This window comes from Arthrobacter sp. zg-Y750 (assembly GCF_020907365.1).
Classification (GTDB): Bacteria; Actinomycetota; Actinomycetes; order Actinomycetales; family Micrococcaceae; genus Arthrobacter_B.
In genome coordinates this window covers 1-15,518 of the sequence record NZ_JAJJOC010000014.1, presented here as the reverse complement: position 1 = coordinate 15,518, position 15,518 = coordinate 1, and the positions used below count along the sequence as shown (strand labels likewise).

The window sequence follows — 15,518 nt, the reverse complement described above, 5'->3', positions numbered from 1 at the left end:
GGTTCCGCCCTGCCGCCGTGGAACCCGTCACCATGCGTGCTGCGGTAGACCGGCTGCCGGCGGCCCTGCGCGCGGTGGCGCCCGCAGCAGGAACCGGGAACACCGCCTGGGGCACTGAACTGACCGGTCTCACCATCAACTCCCGCGAGGTGCTGCCGGGCGACCTGTATGTGGGTGTTGCCGGGGCGCGCCACCACGGTGCCCGTTTCGCTGCCGCTGCCGAAAAGGCCGGCGCCGCCGCAGTTCTGACCGACGAGGCCGGGCTGGAACACCTCGAAGGACTCGGCATCCCGGTGTTCCTCGCAGGCGACGTCCGCCGCCTGGTGGGCCCGCTCGCCGCTGCCGTGTTCAACAGCATGCCCGCCGACGGGCAGCGCCCGGTGCTGCTCGGCGTCACCGGCACCAACGGCAAAACCACCACCTCCTACTTCGTGAACTCCCTGCAGCAGGCACTCGGGCGGACCACCGGGCTCATCGGCACCATCGAGATCCTGGCCGGCGGGGAATCGATTCCCAGTGTGCTGACCACCCCTGAATCGCCCCAGGTCCACGGGCTGCTGGCGCTCATGCGCGAGCGGGGCCTGGACGCGGCCACCATGGAGGTCTCTTCGCACGCCATCAGCTACCGGCGGGTGGACGGGATCCGTTTTGACGTAGCCGGGTTCACCAACCTCACCCAGGACCACCTGGACCTGCACGGATCCATGGAGGAATACTTCGCCGCCAAGGCCGCGCTGTTCCAGCCCGACCGTGCCCGCCGCGCCGTGGTGACCGTCGACGGCGAATGGGGCACCAGGATGGCCGAACGGGCCGGGGTGCCGGTCCTGACCCTGTCCACGGACGGTGCAGGTGCCGGTGCGGACTGGAACGTGACCGAGGTGGCTCCCCGCGGCCTCGGGCACTCTTTCGTGCTGAGCGGCCCGGACAACGTACAGCTGCGCGTGTCTACCGCCCTGCCCGGCGGGTTCAACGTATCCAACGCAGCCCTGGCCACCGTTATGGTCCTGGCCTCCGGTGTCCCCGCGGACGCCGTACAGAGGGCCCTCGATTCCCATGACCCGTTCACCGTTGAGGTGCCGGGACGGATGCAGCTGATCGGCGAAGAGCCGGCCGCCATTGTTGATTTTGCGCACAACCCCGATGCGCTGACCCGCACCCTGGAGGCCGTGCGGCGCCCTGACGAAGACAGCAGGGTGATCATCGTCTTCGGTGCCACCGGCGAACGCGACCAGACCAAGCGCCCGCTGATGGGGGCCATCGCAGCGCGGCTGGCCGACGTCGTCGTCGTCACCGATGACGACCCGCACGGTGAGGACGCGGCGGCGATCCGCGCCGACGTGCTCCGCGGTGCATCTGCAGCGCAGTCCCGGGAGGGGCTCACCTGTGTCATTGAGGAAGTGGCGCCCCGTGCTGCAGCCATTGACCGCGCCGTGGAACTTGCCCGGCCGCAGGACACTGTCCTGGTGGCGGGCCGGGGCCACGAGGTCTGGCAGGAAGTCATGGGGGAGAACCTCGCCCTGGATGACAGGGTGGAGCTGCGCCGGGCTTTGACAAGATACGGATTCACTGCCCTTTCCAGCGACGGGGTAGAGTCCTAAATCGTTATGATTGAACTTAATGCAGCCGAAATAGCGGCAATCACGGGCGGCGAACTGATCGGTCCGGCCGCGCAGGCACCGGTTCCGGCAGTGACTTCCGCCACTACGGATTCCCGTGAAGTAACCGGGGGTTCGCTCTTCATAGCCAAGCCGGGGGAGAACTCCGACGGCCACCTGTACGTGGGGACGGCCTTTGAACGCGGCGCCGTGCTGGCGCTGGTGGAGCGTCCCGTGACCGACGACGCCGGCGCGCTGTTCCCCGCCGTTATGGTTCCCGACGCCGTCCTCGCCATGGGCGCCATCGCCGCGGAAATAGTCCGCAGGCTCCGCGCCCACGGCGAGCTGACCGTCATCGGCATTACCGGATCCGCCGGAAAGACCACCACCAAGGACCTGCTGGCAGGGGTGCTGTCGCAGGCGGGCCCCACCGTGTCGCCCGTCGGGTCCTACAACGGTGAAGTAGGCCTGCCGCTGACTGTGTTCAACGCCGGCTACGGGACCCGCTACCTCGTGATGGAAATGGGTGCCACGCGCATCGGTAACATCCGCTACCTGGCGGACATGGTGAAGCCGGACATCGGAGTGGTCCTGTTCGTAGGGTCCGCCCACGCCGGCGAATTCGGCGGCGTGGAAAACATTGCCGTGGCCAAGGGTGAACTGGTGGAGGCGCTGCCCGAAGGCGGTACCGCCATCCTGAACGCAGACGACGTCCGCGTGTCCGCGATGGCCTCCCGCACCCAGGCCCCGGTGCTGTACTTCACCTCCTCGCCGGAGGAAGCCCACGGGGCCAAGAACGCCGTGCGCGCCCTGGACGCGCGTACCGACGCCGAGGGCCGCCCGGTCTTTACGCTGCTGCTGCCCGACGGCAGCAAGCACGAGATCCGCTCCGGGCTCATTGGCGCGCACCACACCGCGAACCTGCTGGCAGCCGCTGCGGCTGCGTATGCCGCCGGCATCAGCGGCGAGCAGATCGCCGCGGGACTGTCCGGACGCACCGCGGCCAGCCGCTGGCGGATGGAACGCACCGACCGGGCCGACGGCGTCACCGTCATCAACGACGCCTACAACGCCAATCCCGAATCCATGCGGGCAGCGCTGCGGACCCTGGCCGAACTCGGCGCCGAACGCCGCACCTGGGCGGTGCTGGGCGAAATGCTCGAACTCGGTGAAGACTCCGTCACCGAACACGACGCGATCGGCCGGTACGTTGTCCGGCTGAACATCTCCAAACTGATTGTCGTGGGCACCGGCGCCCGCGCCATGCACACCGGGGCCGTTATGGAGGGTTCATGGGGGGATGAATCCACCTTCGTGGAGACCGCCGAGGACGCCGAACGTATCCTCGCCGAATCCCTGGCGCCCGGTGATCTTGTCCTGTTCAAATCCTCCAACGGAGCAGCCCTGCGCTACCTCGGCGATCGGATAGCCTTGACCCCTGTACCACCGTCCGCAGTCACAGACTCAGCCGCCCAGCCGGCCCGCGCCGAAGGGACCGGAGGCGAGAACCTGTGATCTCCCTGCTCGTAGGGTCTTCGCTGGCCATGGTTTTTGCCTTTGCCGGAACACCCCTGTTCATCCGTTTCCTGGTGCACAAAGGCTACGGCCAGTTTGTCCGCGACGACGGCCCCACCTCGCACCACACCAAGCGCGGCACCCCCACCATGGGCGGCGCCGTCATTGTGGCATCCGTGGTGGCTGCGTACTTCATCACCCACCTCATCAGCGGCATGCTCGGATCGGGATCGTTCAGCCCGACGGCGTCGGGCCTGCTGGTGCTGCTCCTCACAGTGGGCATGGGCATGGTCGGTTTCATTGACGACTACACCAAGATCTCCAAACAGCGCAGCCTCGGCCTGAACGCCAAGGCCAAAATCATCCTGCAGGCCGCGGTGGGCATAACCTTCGCCGTCCTGGCCCTGCAGTTCCCGAACGACCAGGGGCGCACACCTGCCTCCACCGCCATTTCATTCGTCCGTGACACCGGCGTGGACCTGGCGTTTGCCGGAACCATCATCGGCGCGGTCCTGTTCGTGATCTGGTCCCTGCTGATCACCACCGGAACCACCAACGGCGTGAACCTGGCCGACGGCCTGGACGGCCTCGCCGCCGGCGCCTCGATCCTGGTCTTCGGGGCCTATTTCCTGATCGGCATCTGGCAGTACAACCAGAGCTGCGGTGCCGAGGATGCAGGCTCCGTTTGCTACGAGGTCCGCGACCCGATGGACCTGGCACTGCTGGCCGGAGCCATGGCCGGCGCGCTGGTCGGTTTCCTCTGGTGGAACACGGCGCCCGCCAAGATCTTCATGGGCGACACCGGTTCGCTGGCCATCGGCGGTGCCATTGCCGCTTTCGCCATCCTTTCCCGCACCGAACTGCTTCTCGTGATCCTGGCCGGACTGTTCGTGATCATCACGCTGTCGGTCATCATCCAGGTGGGGTACTTCAAGATCAGCGGCGGCAAGCGTGTGTTCAAGATGGCCCCGCTGCAGCACCACTTTGAACTCAAGGGCTGGGCAGAAGTGACGGTGGTGGTCCGGTTCTGGATCATCGCCGGACTATGCGTAGCCGTGGCACTGGGAATCTTCTACGCCGAATGGGTGGTGGGACTGTGAGTGCTCCTCTGGAGGAACTGACAACCTGGGACGCTGACTGGAGCGGACTGCGCGTGGTGGTGACCGGCATCGGCCTCTCCGGCTTCTCCGCCGCGGACACCCTCGTGGAACTCGGTGCCCGGGTGGTTGTCGTTGACGCGCGCGACACGGAGGAAAACCGTGCCAAGGCGGACACCCTGCGGATTGTGGGTGCAACGGACATCCTGCTGGGTGCGGATGCCGTTGCGTCCCTGCCGCCGGTTGACGGGCAGGCGCCCGACCTGGTGGTGACCTCCCCGGGGTTCCGGCCCACCCATCCGGTGCTGGCAGCAGCCGCCGAGGCAGGTATTCCGGTGTGGGGCGACGTCGAGCTGGCCTGGCGGGTGCGCATCCGCGAAGGCCGCAAGACAGCGCAGTGGCTTGCCATCACCGGAACCAACGGCAAGACCACCACCGTTTCGATGACGGAGAGCATGCTCCGCGCAGCCGGACTGCGAGCCATCGCGGCCGGCAACGTCGGCACGCCGATCCTGGACGCCATCCGGGACCCGGAAGGCTACGACGCCATTGCCGTGGAGCTGTCCAGCTTCCAGCTGCACTGGACGCACTCCATTTCGCCGCTGGCCAGTGTGTGCCTGAACATTGCTGAAGACCACGTGGACTGGCACGGCTCCTATGAGGCCTACATGGCCGATAAGGCCAAGATCTACGAAAACACGCAGGTTGCCTGCATCTACAACGCCGAACAGTACGAGACCGAACACATGGTCGAGGAAGCGGACGTGGTGGAAGGCTGCCGTGCCATCGGCTTCACCACCGGTGTTCCCGCCGTCAGCATGGTGGGCGTTGTCGAAGGCCTGCTGGTGGACCGCGCGTTCATCGAACAGCGGAAGGACTCGGCCGCTGAGCTCGCCGCCATGGCGGACCTGGGGGAGTACGCCCCGCGGCACATGGTGGCCAACGCACTGGCCGCCGCGGCACTGGTGCGGGCCTACGGCGTCGAACCGGCTGCCGTCCGTGAGGGACTGCGCGCCTACTCGCCCGGAGACCACCGGATCCAGGCGGTTGCCCGGCTCGGAGACATCCTCTGGGTCAATGACTCCAAAGCCACCAACCCGCACGCGGCTTCGGCCTCCCTGGCCGCCTTCAGCAGCGTGGTCTGGATTGCCGGCGGCCTGTCCAAGGGCGTGGGCTACGACGACCTGATCGCGGCGCACCGGGACCGGCTCAGGGCCGTGGTCCTGATAGGCGCAGAGACCCGCGACCTGCAGGATTCCCTGGCAAGACACGCACCCGATGTACCGGTGATCCGTGCACTCGGAGAGCAAACTGGTGAAGAGCAGTCCCCGGTCACCAGCGCCGAGGAAATCATGGTCCGTGCCGTTGCTGCAGCGGCCGCCGTCGCGGAGGCCGGTGACACCGTCCTGATGGCTCCGGCAGCTGCGTCCATGGACCAGTTCACGTCATACGCCCACCGCGGCGAGGCTTTTATCGAAGCGGTTGCCGGGTATGTGGGCGAGCAGCAGGAAAACACCACGCCGGGACAGGTCCAAACCCCGAAGGAGCCCTAGATTGGCCACCACGCCCACCGGCAGCAAGCGCAAACCGGTCCTGCGCCGGAATCCGGGCGCGGGATCCAGTAACGGAACGGGCGCGGTATCAGGGACTGGCGGGGCATCGTCCGGCGCCGGCCGGGCCTCCTCCGCACCCCGGCCGTCTTCCGGCCGGGCCTCCGCGGGCGGGCCCTCCGCGGACAGGTCCTCCGCAGGCAGGTCCTCCGCAGGCAAATCCTCCGCAGGCAAAGCGGACAGGACCGCCACGGCCAGCAGGGCCGCGGAGACGACAGCCGCCGCCGCCAAGCCGGTCTCCCGCCGGGAACGCTTTATGGTTTTCCTGGAAGGCAGCGGCCGCCTTGCCACCGGTTCCAGCTACTACACCATCCTCGGCGCCACGCTGGCGCTGACGGCCATTGGCCTGATGATGGTCCTCTCGGCCTCCTCGGTTGAATCCATCGCTGCAGCCGCCGGAAGCGACGCCGGAGCGGCCACCACGTTCGACCTGTTCCTGAAGCAGTCGATGTTCGCAGCAGCCGGCGTCATCGCGATGCTGGTGCTCTCACGGCTGACCACCCGCCACTACCGGGTCTTGGCCTGGCCGCTGTACTTCCTCGCGATTTTCCTGCTCATCCTGGTGCTGGCGATCGGCAAGGAAGTCAACGGCAACAAGAACTGGATCGAGATTGGTCCCATTACCGGACAGCCGTCGGAAGCGGCGAAGCTGGCCATGGCCATCTGGTTTGCGGCCGTGCTCTCCCGCAAGGGGCGGCTGCTCACTGAGTGGAAGCATGCGCTGATCCCGGTGGTGCCCGGCGGCGGCATCCTGATTGTGCTGGTCATGGCCGGCAGCGACCTCGGCACCGTGATCATCATGGGCCTGATCATGGTGGCCGCACTGTTCTTCGCCGGCGCCCCGGGGCGGTTCCTGGCTGCCCTCGCCGCTGCCGCAGCCTTCGGAGCCCTGCTGATGTCTGCGCTCAGCGGCAACCGGTCCGGCCGAATCAGCGCCTGGCTGAAGCTGGACTGCGGCACCGGACTGTGTGACCAGGCCAACGCGGGCATGTACGCCCTGGCATCCGGCGGCTGGCTGGGCGTGGGCATCGGACAGAGCCGGCAGAAGTGGAACTGGATTCCCGAAGCACACAACGACTTCATCTTCGCCATCATCGGCGAGGAGTTCGGCCTGCTGGGCACCCTCGTGGTGGTCAGCCTGTTTGCCGTGCTGGCGATCGCCACCGTCCGGGTAACCATGCGCCACACGGACCCCTTCATCCGGATCGCATGCGGTGCCGTCCTGGTCTGGATCATCGGCCAGGCGGCAGTGAACATCGCCATGGTCACCGGCCTGCTGCCTGTCATCGGTGTTCCGCTGCCCTTCATTTCCTACGGCGGATCGTCCCTGACCTTCACCCTCGCCGCCATCGGCGTCCTGCTTTCCTTTGCCCGCAAAATTCCTGAAAGTGAACCAACAGCTCCATGACGCAGCACCCCTTGTCCGTAGTCCTGGCCGGAGGCGGCACCGCCGGGCACATCAGCCCGCTGCTGGCCATTGCAGACGCCGTGACCGCGCAGCGCCCCGACTCCCGCATCACCGTGGTGGGAACGGCGTCAGGCATGGAAACGCGCCTGGTCCCGGCTGCCGGCTACGAGTTGGCCACCATTGACCGGGTGCCCATGCCCCGCCGTCCCTCGGCGGACCTGGTGAAGCTCCCGGCCCGTCTGGTGCGTGCCGTGAAGCAGGCCGGTGCGATCCTGGACGCTGCACAGGCCGACGTCGTCGTGGGCGTGGGCGGATATGTTTCCACACCGGTGTACCTGGCGGCCCGCCGCCGCTCACTGCCCGTGATTGTCCATGAAGCCAACGCCCGTCCTGGCCTGGCCAACCGCGTGGGCGCCCGCTTTGCCGCCGTCACCGGGGTCGCCTTCGAAGCCACCAGCCTGCCGAAGGCCACGTGGGTGGGCATGCCGATGCGACGGGAAATCTCCTCGTTGGACCGGAACGCTGCCCGGGCCGGTGCCCGTGCCGCGCTGGGACTGAAACCGGACATGCCCACACTGGTGGTCACAGGCGGGTCCTCAGGAGCCGCCAGCATCAACCGTGCCGTGGAACAGGCCCTGCCGGCACTGGCAGCCGCCGGGATCCAAACCTTGCACATCACCGGCCGCGGAAAGTCCCTGCTGGATGCTGCCGGCCGGCCGCTGGCCGCCCCCGGCTACACCCAGGTGGAGTACGTGGACGGGATGGAGACCGCCTACGCGGCAGCGGACCTGCTGCTGGCGCGCTCCGGCGCAGGCACGGTCTGCGAGACCAGTGCCGTGGGCCTGCCCGCCGTGCTGGTGCCGCTGCCGCACGGCAACGGTGAACAGGCACTGAACGCCGAAGCCCTGGTCTCTGCCGGCGGTGCGCTCACCGTGGCCGACCCACTCTTCACAGCCGAATGGATATCGGGCAGGCTGATACCTTTGCTGGCCGATCCGGCAGCACTGGACGCCATGTCCCGGGCGTCGTCCAGCCTGGGAATCCGTGACGCGGACCAGCGGATGGCGGCATTTATTCTCGAAGCAAGCGATAGGTCAAAGGCATGAACCGGCTCAACCCCAGTGACTTGGGACAGGTACACTTCATCGGCCTGGGCGGCGCGGGAATGTCCGCCGTGGCGCGGGTGCTCGTAGCCCAGGGGGTGCCTGTTTCCGGTTCAGATGCGAAGGATTCCCCGGGGCTGCGCGCGCTCGAGGCGCTGGGTGCCACGGTCTACGTCGGGCACGACGCCGCACACGTGGCGGACGCAGACACCGTTGTGGTCTCCACGGCCATCCGCGAGCAGAACCCCGAACTGGCCGAGGCCCGTGCCCGCGGGCTGCGGATCATCCACCGGTCGGTGGCGCTCTCCGCGGCCATGGGGACGCAGGACCTGGTGGCCGTGGCCGGAACCCACGGCAAAACGACCACTTCCGCCATGGTGACGGTCATGCTGCGCGAAGCGGGGCTGGACCCTTCGTTCGCCATCGGCGGCGACGTTGCCGCGCTCGGCGTCAACGCCATGCACGGTACCGGCCCGGTTTTCGTGGCGGAGGCCGATGAATCCGACGCTTCGTTCCTGAACTACAGCCCGCGGGTCTCTGTGGTGACCAACGTCGAAGCGGACCACCTGGACCATTACGGCACCGAAGAAGCGGTGTTCGCCTCCTTTGACGCGTTTGCGGCCCTGCTGCCCGCCGGCGGACTGCTGATTGCCTGCGCCGACGACGCCGGCGCCAGCGCGCTGGCCGAGCGCAGCGGTGCCCCGCGGGTCCTGACCTACGGCTACGCGGCAACGGCCGGAGTCCGGGTCTCGGATACCCGCGCCGCGGGCGCAGGGTCGGTCAGCACGCTGCACTTCACGGTGGACGGCACCGAATCCCAGGTGGAGCTGGCGCTGCAGGTTCCGGGCGCCCACAACATCCTCAACGCGGCGGCGGCCTTCGCCGTCGCCCTGGAACTGGGCGTCGACCCGCAGGCCGCCGCGGCGGGACTGGGCACCTTCTCCGGTGCGGCACGGCGCTTCGAACCACGCGGCAGTGCCCGGGGCGTGCAGGTCTTCGACGACTATGCGCACCACCCAACCGAGGTGAACGCGGCCCTGAAGGCCGCCCGGACCGTAGCCGGCTCTCACCGGGTGCATGTATTGTTCCAGCCGCACCTGTTTAGCCGCACACGCAACTTCGCGGCCGAGTTCGCGGCTGCCCTGGACCTGGCGGACACCGCCACGGTGCTGGATATCTACCCCGCACGCGAAGATCCCATTGACGGGGTCACCAGCGAACTAATCACCTCGCGGCTGCACGTGCCCGGCGGCTACGCCGGCTCTGCGGACGAAGCCGTGGCGCAGGTGGCGGACAACGCCGACGAGGGGGACATCATCCTCACCGTGGGCGCCGGCGATGTCACGGCCCTGGGCAGCGAACTGGTCCGCCGGCTGGCCGCCGGGAAAGCCGTCCATGGCCGGTAGGAAGCGCCCCGGAGGCGACGCCGAGATCATTACCGCCACCCGGGCGCTGGACCCTCGGGACGAAATTACGCACGCCCCGGGCAACGGGGCAAGGGGAGCCGGCAGGACCGGCGGGGCCAAGGGTGCCCCTCGCCCGGCAGGCACCGTCCTGGCCTTTCCCGAGCCTCCGCGCAAGCGCCGTCGCCGGATCGTATGGATCACTGCTGTGTCCGCGCTGGCAGCCGTGGCCCTGTTCTTCGTTTTCCTGGTCTATTCGCCTGTCCTGGCGCTGAAGACCGTGGTGGTGGAGGGCACGGTACTGCTGCCGCGCGAGCAGGCCGAAGCCGCGCTCGAGCCCCTGAAAGGGCAGACCCTGCCCACCATTTCCGACGGGGACGTAGAAGCGCTGCTGCGGGACCGCCCGGAAATCGAGAAGATCGACGTCGCGGCCCAGCCGCCGTCCACACTGGTGGTCACCGTCACCGAGCGCGTTCCGGTGGCCGTCCTGCAGGACGGTCCGCAGTTGGCGCTGATCGATGAGCAGGGCAGGCGCCTTGCAGCCGCTGCTGACCGGGCGGCGGTGCCGCTGCCGCTGATCGACGGCGGTGCCGAGGCTGTGAATGCGCAGGTTTTCCCCAGCATCACCTCGGTGCTTGCCGCCTTGCCGACCAATGTCCTGGCCCTGCTGGAAAGTGCTTCGGCCCAGACCGTGGACTCCGTGGAACTGAAGCTGGCGAGCGGGCAGACGGTATTCTGGGGGAGCGCCGACGACAATGCGGCCAAAGCGCGTGTCCTCGAAGCGCTGATGCGGATGGCACCGACGGATCCGCCCGTGCAGGTCTACGACGTGAGCACTCCGGACCGGCCGGTTACCCGCTGATCCGCAAGAGGCGCAGAAAGAATCCGCCGACACGCGGGGCCGGTAATTGCAGAAGCAGCGCTGGCCCCATAGCGTCTCAGGTAGAGGATTACTTGACATAACTATAACTCTCAAGCTGAGGGTTAGGGTTGGTCAGGTTCAAGGTTTTCGGCCGGGCAGCCGCAGGGACTCCAAGGGGAGGTCCCGGCGGTTTACCCGGGCCGGCAGTTGCAGAACACTAAAAAGTTGCAGAGATTCGAACAAGGGACACAGGACGTGGCAGCACCGCAGAATTACTTGGCCGTCATCAAGGTCGTCGGCATCGGCGGCGGTGGCGTGAACGCCGTAAACCGGATGATTGATGTTGGCCTCCGCGGCGTGGAGTTCATCGCCATCAACACCGATGCGCAGGCTCTGCTGATGAGCGACGCCGACGTCAAGCTTGACGTTGGACGCGAACTCACCCGCGGCCTGGGCGCCGGCGCGGATCCCGAGGTCGGCCGCAAGGCAGCTGAGGACCACGCCGAAGAGATTGAGGAAGTCCTGCGCGGAGCCGACATGGTCTTCGTTACCGCCGGCGAAGGCGGCGGAACCGGCACTGGCGGCGCTCCCGTCGTTGCCCGCATCGCCCGCTCCCTGGGTGCGCTGACCATCGGTGTCGTCACCCGCCCGTTCACCTTCGAAGGCCGCCGCCGCTCCAACCAGGCGGAATCGGGCATCGATACCCTGCGGGACGAAGTGGACACGCTGATCGTGATCCCCAACGACCGCCTGCTCTCGATCAGCGACCGCAACGTGTCCATGCTGGATGCCTTCCGTTCCGCCGACCAGGTGCTGCTCTCCGGCGTGCAGGGCATCACCGACCTGATCACCACCCCGGGTCTGATCAACCTCGACTTCGCCGACGTGAAGTCCGTCATGCAGGGCGCCGGCTCGGCCCTCATGGGCATCGGTTCGGCCCGCGGTGAGGACCGGGCCGTCAAGGCAGCCGAGCTGGCAATAGCTTCTCCGTTGCTTGAGGCCTCCATCGACGGTGCCCACGGCGTACTCCTGTCCATCCAGGGCGGCTCCGACCTCGGCCTCTTCGAAATCAACGAGGCAGCCCGCCTGGTCCAGGAAGTGGCGCACCCCGAAGCCAACATCATCTTCGGTGCCGTCATTGACGATGCCCTGGGTGACGAAGCACGCGTTACGGTTATTGCCGCCGGTTTCGACCAGGTGGACGTCACTTCCCAGCCGGCTTCGCACAAGCCCGCTGAGCCGGCCACCCCGCCGGCTTCGGCTCCGGCCGCAGGCGGCTACGCTGCTGCAGCACCGGCGTCGGCAGGACTTTCGGCCTGGTCGCAGCGGTCCCACCAGCACAGCGACGTCCCGGCAGACGCCGGGTTCGACATCGACCTTCCGGCCGTCGTGGAGTCCGATCTGTCCACCGGCCGTCCGGATGACCTCGACGTCCCCGATTTCCTCAAGTAGGAACCGCAGGAACAGCTGAGCATGGCAGCGGGGTTGTCCCGGATGTTTTGGTGGCACCGGCAGGTTGGCGACAACCTGTGGGCGGGCTTCACCAACACCTCCGCGGGCAACCTCGCTTTGCATGTAGGGGACAACCCTGCCGCCGTCCTGCAGCGCAGGGCCGCGCTTGAATCCCAGCTGGGCGTAGCGCCCGGCTCGCTGCGGTTCATGAACCAGGTCCACTCGGCCCGGGTAGTGGATGCCTCGGCCCCGGGTGATGCCGGGGGAGCGGATACTTCCGCACCCACCGCGGACGGACTCATCAGCATCGGGGGCAGCGTTCCGCTGGCGGTCCTGGTGGCAGACTGCATGCCCGTCCTGTTCGCGGGCGCAGGCCCGGCCGGGAACCCCGTCACCGCCGCCGTCCACGCCGGCCGCAAAGGCCTGCTGGACGGCATCCTGCCGGCCGCAGTGGAACAAATGCGCTCGGCCGGCGGTACGGACATCCAAGCCTGGATTGGGCCCTGCGTCTGCGGGACCTGCTACGAAGTCCCGGCAGCCATGCAGGCCGGAGCCGCGGCCCTGCATCCGGCAGCAGTGTCACGCACCCGCAGCGGTACACCAGCCCTGGACCTTCCGGCAGGCGCCGAAGCGCAGCTGGCTGCGCTGGGCGTCCGCAGTGAACGGATCCCCGGCTGCACCCTGGAGAACGAGGACCTGTTCTCGCACCGCCGCAATCCGGCCACCGGACGCCTCGCCGGGATCATCTGGCGCCGCGCCTAACTGCCGGCAGCGGGCTGAGACAATGAAAGAACCATGACATCTATGCATTCATCCCGGGCCGTCGAACTCGCGGACCGGCTGGGCCGGGTCCGCGCCCGGATTGCCGCCGCCGACCGCCCGGCACGCTCCGGTGAGCCCCGCCTGATTGTGGTCACCAAATACTTCCCGGCCTCCGACGTCGAAATCCTCGCCGGACTCGGCGTGCGCGAGGTGGGTGAGAACAAGGACCAAGAGGCGGCGGCCAAAGCCGCACAGCTGCACGGGCTGGGTCTTCACTGGCACTTCATCGGCCAGCTGCAGTCCAATAAGGCCAAGTCAGTGGTGCGGTATGCCTCCTCCGTCCATTCCGTGGACCGCCTGTCGCTCGTGACTGCGCTTGGCAAGGCCATGGCGGCAGAGCAGCAACGCCGGGCGGGGGAGTCGCTGCCGGTCAGGCAGGACCTGCGCTGCTTCCTGCAGGTGGACCTGCGCACGCAGCATGCCCGGGCGGCAGATCCCGGCCGCGGGGGAGCGGCACCGGAGGAACTGGCGCAGCTGGCGGACGCGGTGGCCGGCACCCCGGGACTGGAACTGTCCGGGCTGATGGCCGTGGCTCCGCTGGACGGGGACCCCGCCGAGGCGTTTGCCCGGCTGCGCGGGCTCTCGGAGCGGCTGCAAAAGGACCACCCCGGGGCGCGGGGCATCTCCGCCGGTATGAGTTCGGACCTGGAAGCCGCACTGGCCAACGGGGCGACACACCTGCGAATAGGTTCCGATGTTCTGGGCCCGCGCCCGCCCGTGCGGTAGCGTCGAAGTAAGAACATCACAAAGCCGCCGCCCGGCATGTAGCCCGGGGAAGCACCGGAACCACGGGCAGCTGCGGCGTTGAAGGATTAGAGGAGCAACCATGGCTGGCGCAATGCGCAGGACAATGATCTACCTTGGGCTCGCCGACGGTGACGAGCACTACGAGTCCGAGCAGCGGAACCTGCGGGAAGCCCCGGTCCGGGACGAAGACTATGCTCCCATTCACGAACCAGAGGAGCTGGACCCCGAACCCGCTCCCGCACCCGTTGTTCGCAATGCAGTCGAGGAGTACCGCGCACCCGTGACACCCATCAAGCGTGCCCCGTCATCCCGCGAGGATGTATCCGGCCTTCGGCAGATCACCACTGTCCACCCGCGCTCCTACAACGATGCCAAAATCATCGGTGAGAGCTTCCGGGACGGCATCCCGGTCATCATGAACGTCACCGACATGGGCGAAGCAGATGCCAAGCGCCTGGTGGACTTCTCCGCCGGCCTGGTCTTTGGACTGCGCGGCAGCATTGAGCGCGTGACCAACAAGGTCTTCCTCCTGTCGCCTTCACACGTGGAGGTCCTTGGGGACGACAAGAAGATCAGCGAGTCGCAGTCCACCTTCTTCAACCAGAGCTAACGTGCTCCCGTACCAACGGGACGCGGGGGCTGCCAACCGACTTCCGGAAATGAAACCCTTCGCGTGAATATCATTCTTCCCCTGGTGTATCTGGTGCTGGTGCTCTTCCAGCTCGCCCTGATCCTGAGGATCGTTTACGACGCGGTGCAGATGTTCGCCCGCCAGTGGCGCCCGAAGGGCCCGGCACTCGTGCTGGCTACGGCCATCTACGGTGTCACCGATCCGCCGGTACGGCTTTTCCGCCGCATTATTCCGCCGCTGCGCCTTGGCGGGGTGGCACTGGACCTCGCGTTCCTGGTCCTGTTCATCATCGTGTCAATCCTGACGCAGATCGTCGCCGGCGTGGCCCGCTAGGTCCGGCCCGCTGGGGCCCGGTTAGTTTTCGGCCTCCAAAAGATATACTGTGAAAATTGATACAACCCCAGATTTTTGTATGTCCGAAATTCTCTACGTAGAACCGCCTGCCTGACACGCAGGCGAATCTTATAATCCAGTATGAGGTGACCAGATGGCTCTGACGCCAGAAGATGTTGTCAACAAGCGGTTCCAGCCGACCAAGTTCCGGGAAGGCTATGACCAGGACGAAGTCGACGACTTCCTCGACGAGATCGTGGTGGAGCTGCGCCGGCTGAACGCCGAAAACGAAGATCTCCGCCGCCAGCTGGCAGAAGCGGCAGCCGGTGGCTCCGTATCGGAGAAGACCGTCCCCGCGCCCGTCGCGGCCGCCTCCACCACCGAGCAGGTCCGCGAAGAGCCCAAGCCTGAGCCTAAGGTTGAAGCACCCCGCGTGGAGGAGCGTCCCGCTCCGGTCGAGCCGAAGCAGGAAGCGGCCCCGGCTGCACCTGCAGGCAACACCACCGAAACCGCAGCCGGCATCCTGGCCATGGCCCAGAAGATGCACGATGACTACGTCAGCGCCGGCGTCGAGCAGCGCGACAAGATCATTGCCGAGGCACAGATCGAAGCCAGCGGCCTCGTCACCGATGCCCAGGAGAAGAGCCGCAAGATCCTCAGCACCCTGGAGCAGCAGAAGGCTGTCCTGGAGCGCAAGGTCGAACAGCTCCGCGGCTTCGAGCGTGACTACCGTTCACGCCTGAAGGCATACATCGAAGGCCAGCTGCGTGATCTGGATGCACGCGGCTCGGTTGCTTCGGAGACCGCCGACGCGTAACAGCGTCAGGTCCCGGCCGCGTTCCGCGTTCGGATAAGAATCACTTCAGCGGGGGGGGGGGGGGGGGGGGGGCCGCCGCCGCGCCCCGGCGGGGGGGGGGGGGGGGCCGGGGGCGCGGCGCGG

At 67.3% G+C, this 15,518-nt stretch carries 14 protein-coding genes; all 14 read left to right on the top strand.

What is annotated here, in order from left to right; all coding sequences use genetic code 11:
• Window positions 1–32 precede the first annotated feature (32 nt).
• The 14 genes from LOC57_RS10535 to LOC57_RS10470 all read left to right on the top strand — a co-directional run bounded on the left by LOC57_RS10535 (window position 33) and on the right by LOC57_RS10470 (window position 15,395).
• Window positions 33–1,598 carry a UDP-N-acetylmuramoyl-L-alanyl-D-glutamate--2,6-diaminopimelate ligase gene (locus tag LOC57_RS10535; RefSeq protein WP_229959674.1) on the top strand — a complete coding sequence of 522 codons (1,566 nt, stop codon included), beginning with the start codon at window positions 33–35 and terminating at the stop codon, window positions 1,596–1,598.
• 6 nt (window positions 1,599–1,604) lie between these two features.
• Entirely contained in the window at window positions 1,605–3,110 is a 1,506-nt protein-coding gene (locus tag LOC57_RS10530; RefSeq protein WP_229959605.1) for a UDP-N-acetylmuramoyl-tripeptide--D-alanyl-D-alanine ligase, read from the top strand.
• On the top strand, window positions 3,107–4,210 hold the full coding sequence (mraY, locus tag LOC57_RS10525) for a phospho-N-acetylmuramoyl-pentapeptide-transferase (RefSeq protein ID WP_227910841.1): 1,104 nt from the start codon (window positions 3,107–3,109) through the stop codon (window positions 4,208–4,210). Before LOC57_RS10530 ends, mraY begins: the two co-directional genes overlap by 4 nt.
• A complete protein-coding gene (gene murD, locus LOC57_RS10520) occupies window positions 4,192–5,760 on the top strand; it encodes a UDP-N-acetylmuramoyl-L-alanine--D-glutamate ligase (protein ID WP_229959603.1) in 1,569 nt (522 codons plus the stop codon). The genes mraY and murD overlap by 19 nt, the downstream gene beginning before the upstream one ends.
• Window position 5,761: 1 nt before the next feature.
• Window positions 5,762–7,225, top strand: coding sequence for an FtsW/RodA/SpoVE family cell cycle protein (locus LOC57_RS10515; RefSeq protein WP_229959601.1), 1,464 nt, complete (start codon window positions 5,762–5,764; stop codon window positions 7,223–7,225).
• Window positions 7,222–8,331, top strand: a complete 1,110-nt coding sequence (murG, locus tag LOC57_RS10510; RefSeq protein WP_229959599.1) for an undecaprenyldiphospho-muramoylpentapeptide beta-N-acetylglucosaminyltransferase — start codon at window positions 7,222–7,224, stop codon at window positions 8,329–8,331. Before LOC57_RS10515 ends, murG begins: the two co-directional genes overlap by 4 nt.
• Entirely contained in the window at window positions 8,328–9,734 is a 1,407-nt protein-coding gene (gene murC, locus LOC57_RS10505) for a UDP-N-acetylmuramate--L-alanine ligase (RefSeq protein WP_229959597.1), read from the top strand. Before murG ends, murC begins: the two co-directional genes overlap by 4 nt.
• The gene (locus LOC57_RS10500) at window positions 9,724–10,593 is read left to right on the top strand and encodes a cell division protein FtsQ/DivIB (RefSeq protein WP_227910846.1); all 870 of its coding nucleotides are present in this window, start codon (window positions 9,724–9,726) and stop codon (window positions 10,591–10,593) included. The genes murC and LOC57_RS10500 overlap by 11 nt, the downstream gene beginning before the upstream one ends.
• A 255-nt stretch (window positions 10,594–10,848) precedes the next feature.
• Window positions 10,849–12,045 carry a cell division protein FtsZ gene (gene ftsZ, locus LOC57_RS10495; RefSeq protein ID WP_227910847.1) on the top strand — a complete coding sequence of 399 codons (1,197 nt, stop codon included), beginning with the start codon at window positions 10,849–10,851 and terminating at the stop codon, window positions 12,043–12,045.
• Between the two features lie 21 nt (window positions 12,046–12,066).
• The gene (locus LOC57_RS10490; RefSeq protein ID WP_229959595.1) at window positions 12,067–12,807 is read left to right on the top strand and encodes a polyphenol oxidase family protein; all 741 of its coding nucleotides are present in this window, start codon (window positions 12,067–12,069) and stop codon (window positions 12,805–12,807) included.
• Between the two features lie 33 nt (window positions 12,808–12,840).
• Window positions 12,841–13,593 carry a YggS family pyridoxal phosphate-dependent enzyme gene (locus tag LOC57_RS10485; protein ID WP_229959593.1) on the top strand — a complete coding sequence of 251 codons (753 nt, stop codon included), beginning with the start codon at window positions 12,841–12,843 and terminating at the stop codon, window positions 13,591–13,593.
• Window positions 13,594–13,693: 100 nt separating this feature from the next.
• Window positions 13,694–14,224, top strand: a complete 531-nt coding sequence (locus LOC57_RS10480) for a cell division protein SepF (RefSeq protein WP_227910850.1) — start codon at window positions 13,694–13,696, stop codon at window positions 14,222–14,224.
• Between the two features lie 63 nt (window positions 14,225–14,287).
• Window positions 14,288–14,578 (top strand): YggT family protein, encoded by a 291-nt coding sequence (locus LOC57_RS10475; protein ID WP_227910851.1) that lies wholly within the window; start codon window positions 14,288–14,290, stop codon window positions 14,576–14,578.
• A 154-nt stretch (window positions 14,579–14,732) separates the two neighbouring features.
• Complete coding sequence (locus LOC57_RS10470; protein ID WP_227910852.1) at window positions 14,733–15,395, top strand: DivIVA domain-containing protein; 663 nt, start codon at window positions 14,733–14,735, stop codon at window positions 15,393–15,395.
• Window positions 15,396–15,518: the final 123 nt, after the last annotated feature.

Bases quoted from the DNA above. Each gene is read 5' to 3' on its own strand.
- LOC57_RS10535 (WP_229959674.1), top strand. From the start codon at position 33: ATGCGTGCTGCGGTAGACCGGCTGCCGGCGGCCCTGCGCGCGGTGGCG.
- LOC57_RS10530 (WP_229959605.1), top strand. From the start codon at position 1,605: ATGATTGAACTTAATGCAGCCGAAATAGCGGCAATCACGGGCGGCGAA.
- murD (WP_229959603.1), top strand. From the start codon at position 4,192: ATGGGTGGTGGGACTGTGAGTGCTCCTCTGGAGGAACTGACAACCTGG.
- murG (WP_229959599.1), top strand. From the start codon at position 7,222: ATGACGCAGCACCCCTTGTCCGTAGTCCTGGCCGGAGGCGGCACCGCC.
- murC (WP_229959597.1), top strand. From the start codon at position 8,328: ATGAACCGGCTCAACCCCAGTGACTTGGGACAGGTACACTTCATCGGC.
- LOC57_RS10500 (WP_227910846.1), top strand. From the start codon at position 9,724: ATGGCCGGTAGGAAGCGCCCCGGAGGCGACGCCGAGATCATTACCGCC.
- LOC57_RS10490 (WP_229959595.1), top strand. From the start codon at position 12,067: ATGGCAGCGGGGTTGTCCCGGATGTTTTGGTGGCACCGGCAGGTTGGC.
- LOC57_RS10485 (WP_229959593.1), top strand. From the start codon at position 12,841: ATGACATCTATGCATTCATCCCGGGCCGTCGAACTCGCGGACCGGCTG.
- LOC57_RS10480 (WP_227910850.1), top strand. From the start codon at position 13,694: ATGGCTGGCGCAATGCGCAGGACAATGATCTACCTTGGGCTCGCCGAC.
- LOC57_RS10470 (WP_227910852.1), top strand. From the start codon at position 14,733: ATGGCTCTGACGCCAGAAGATGTTGTCAACAAGCGGTTCCAGCCGACC.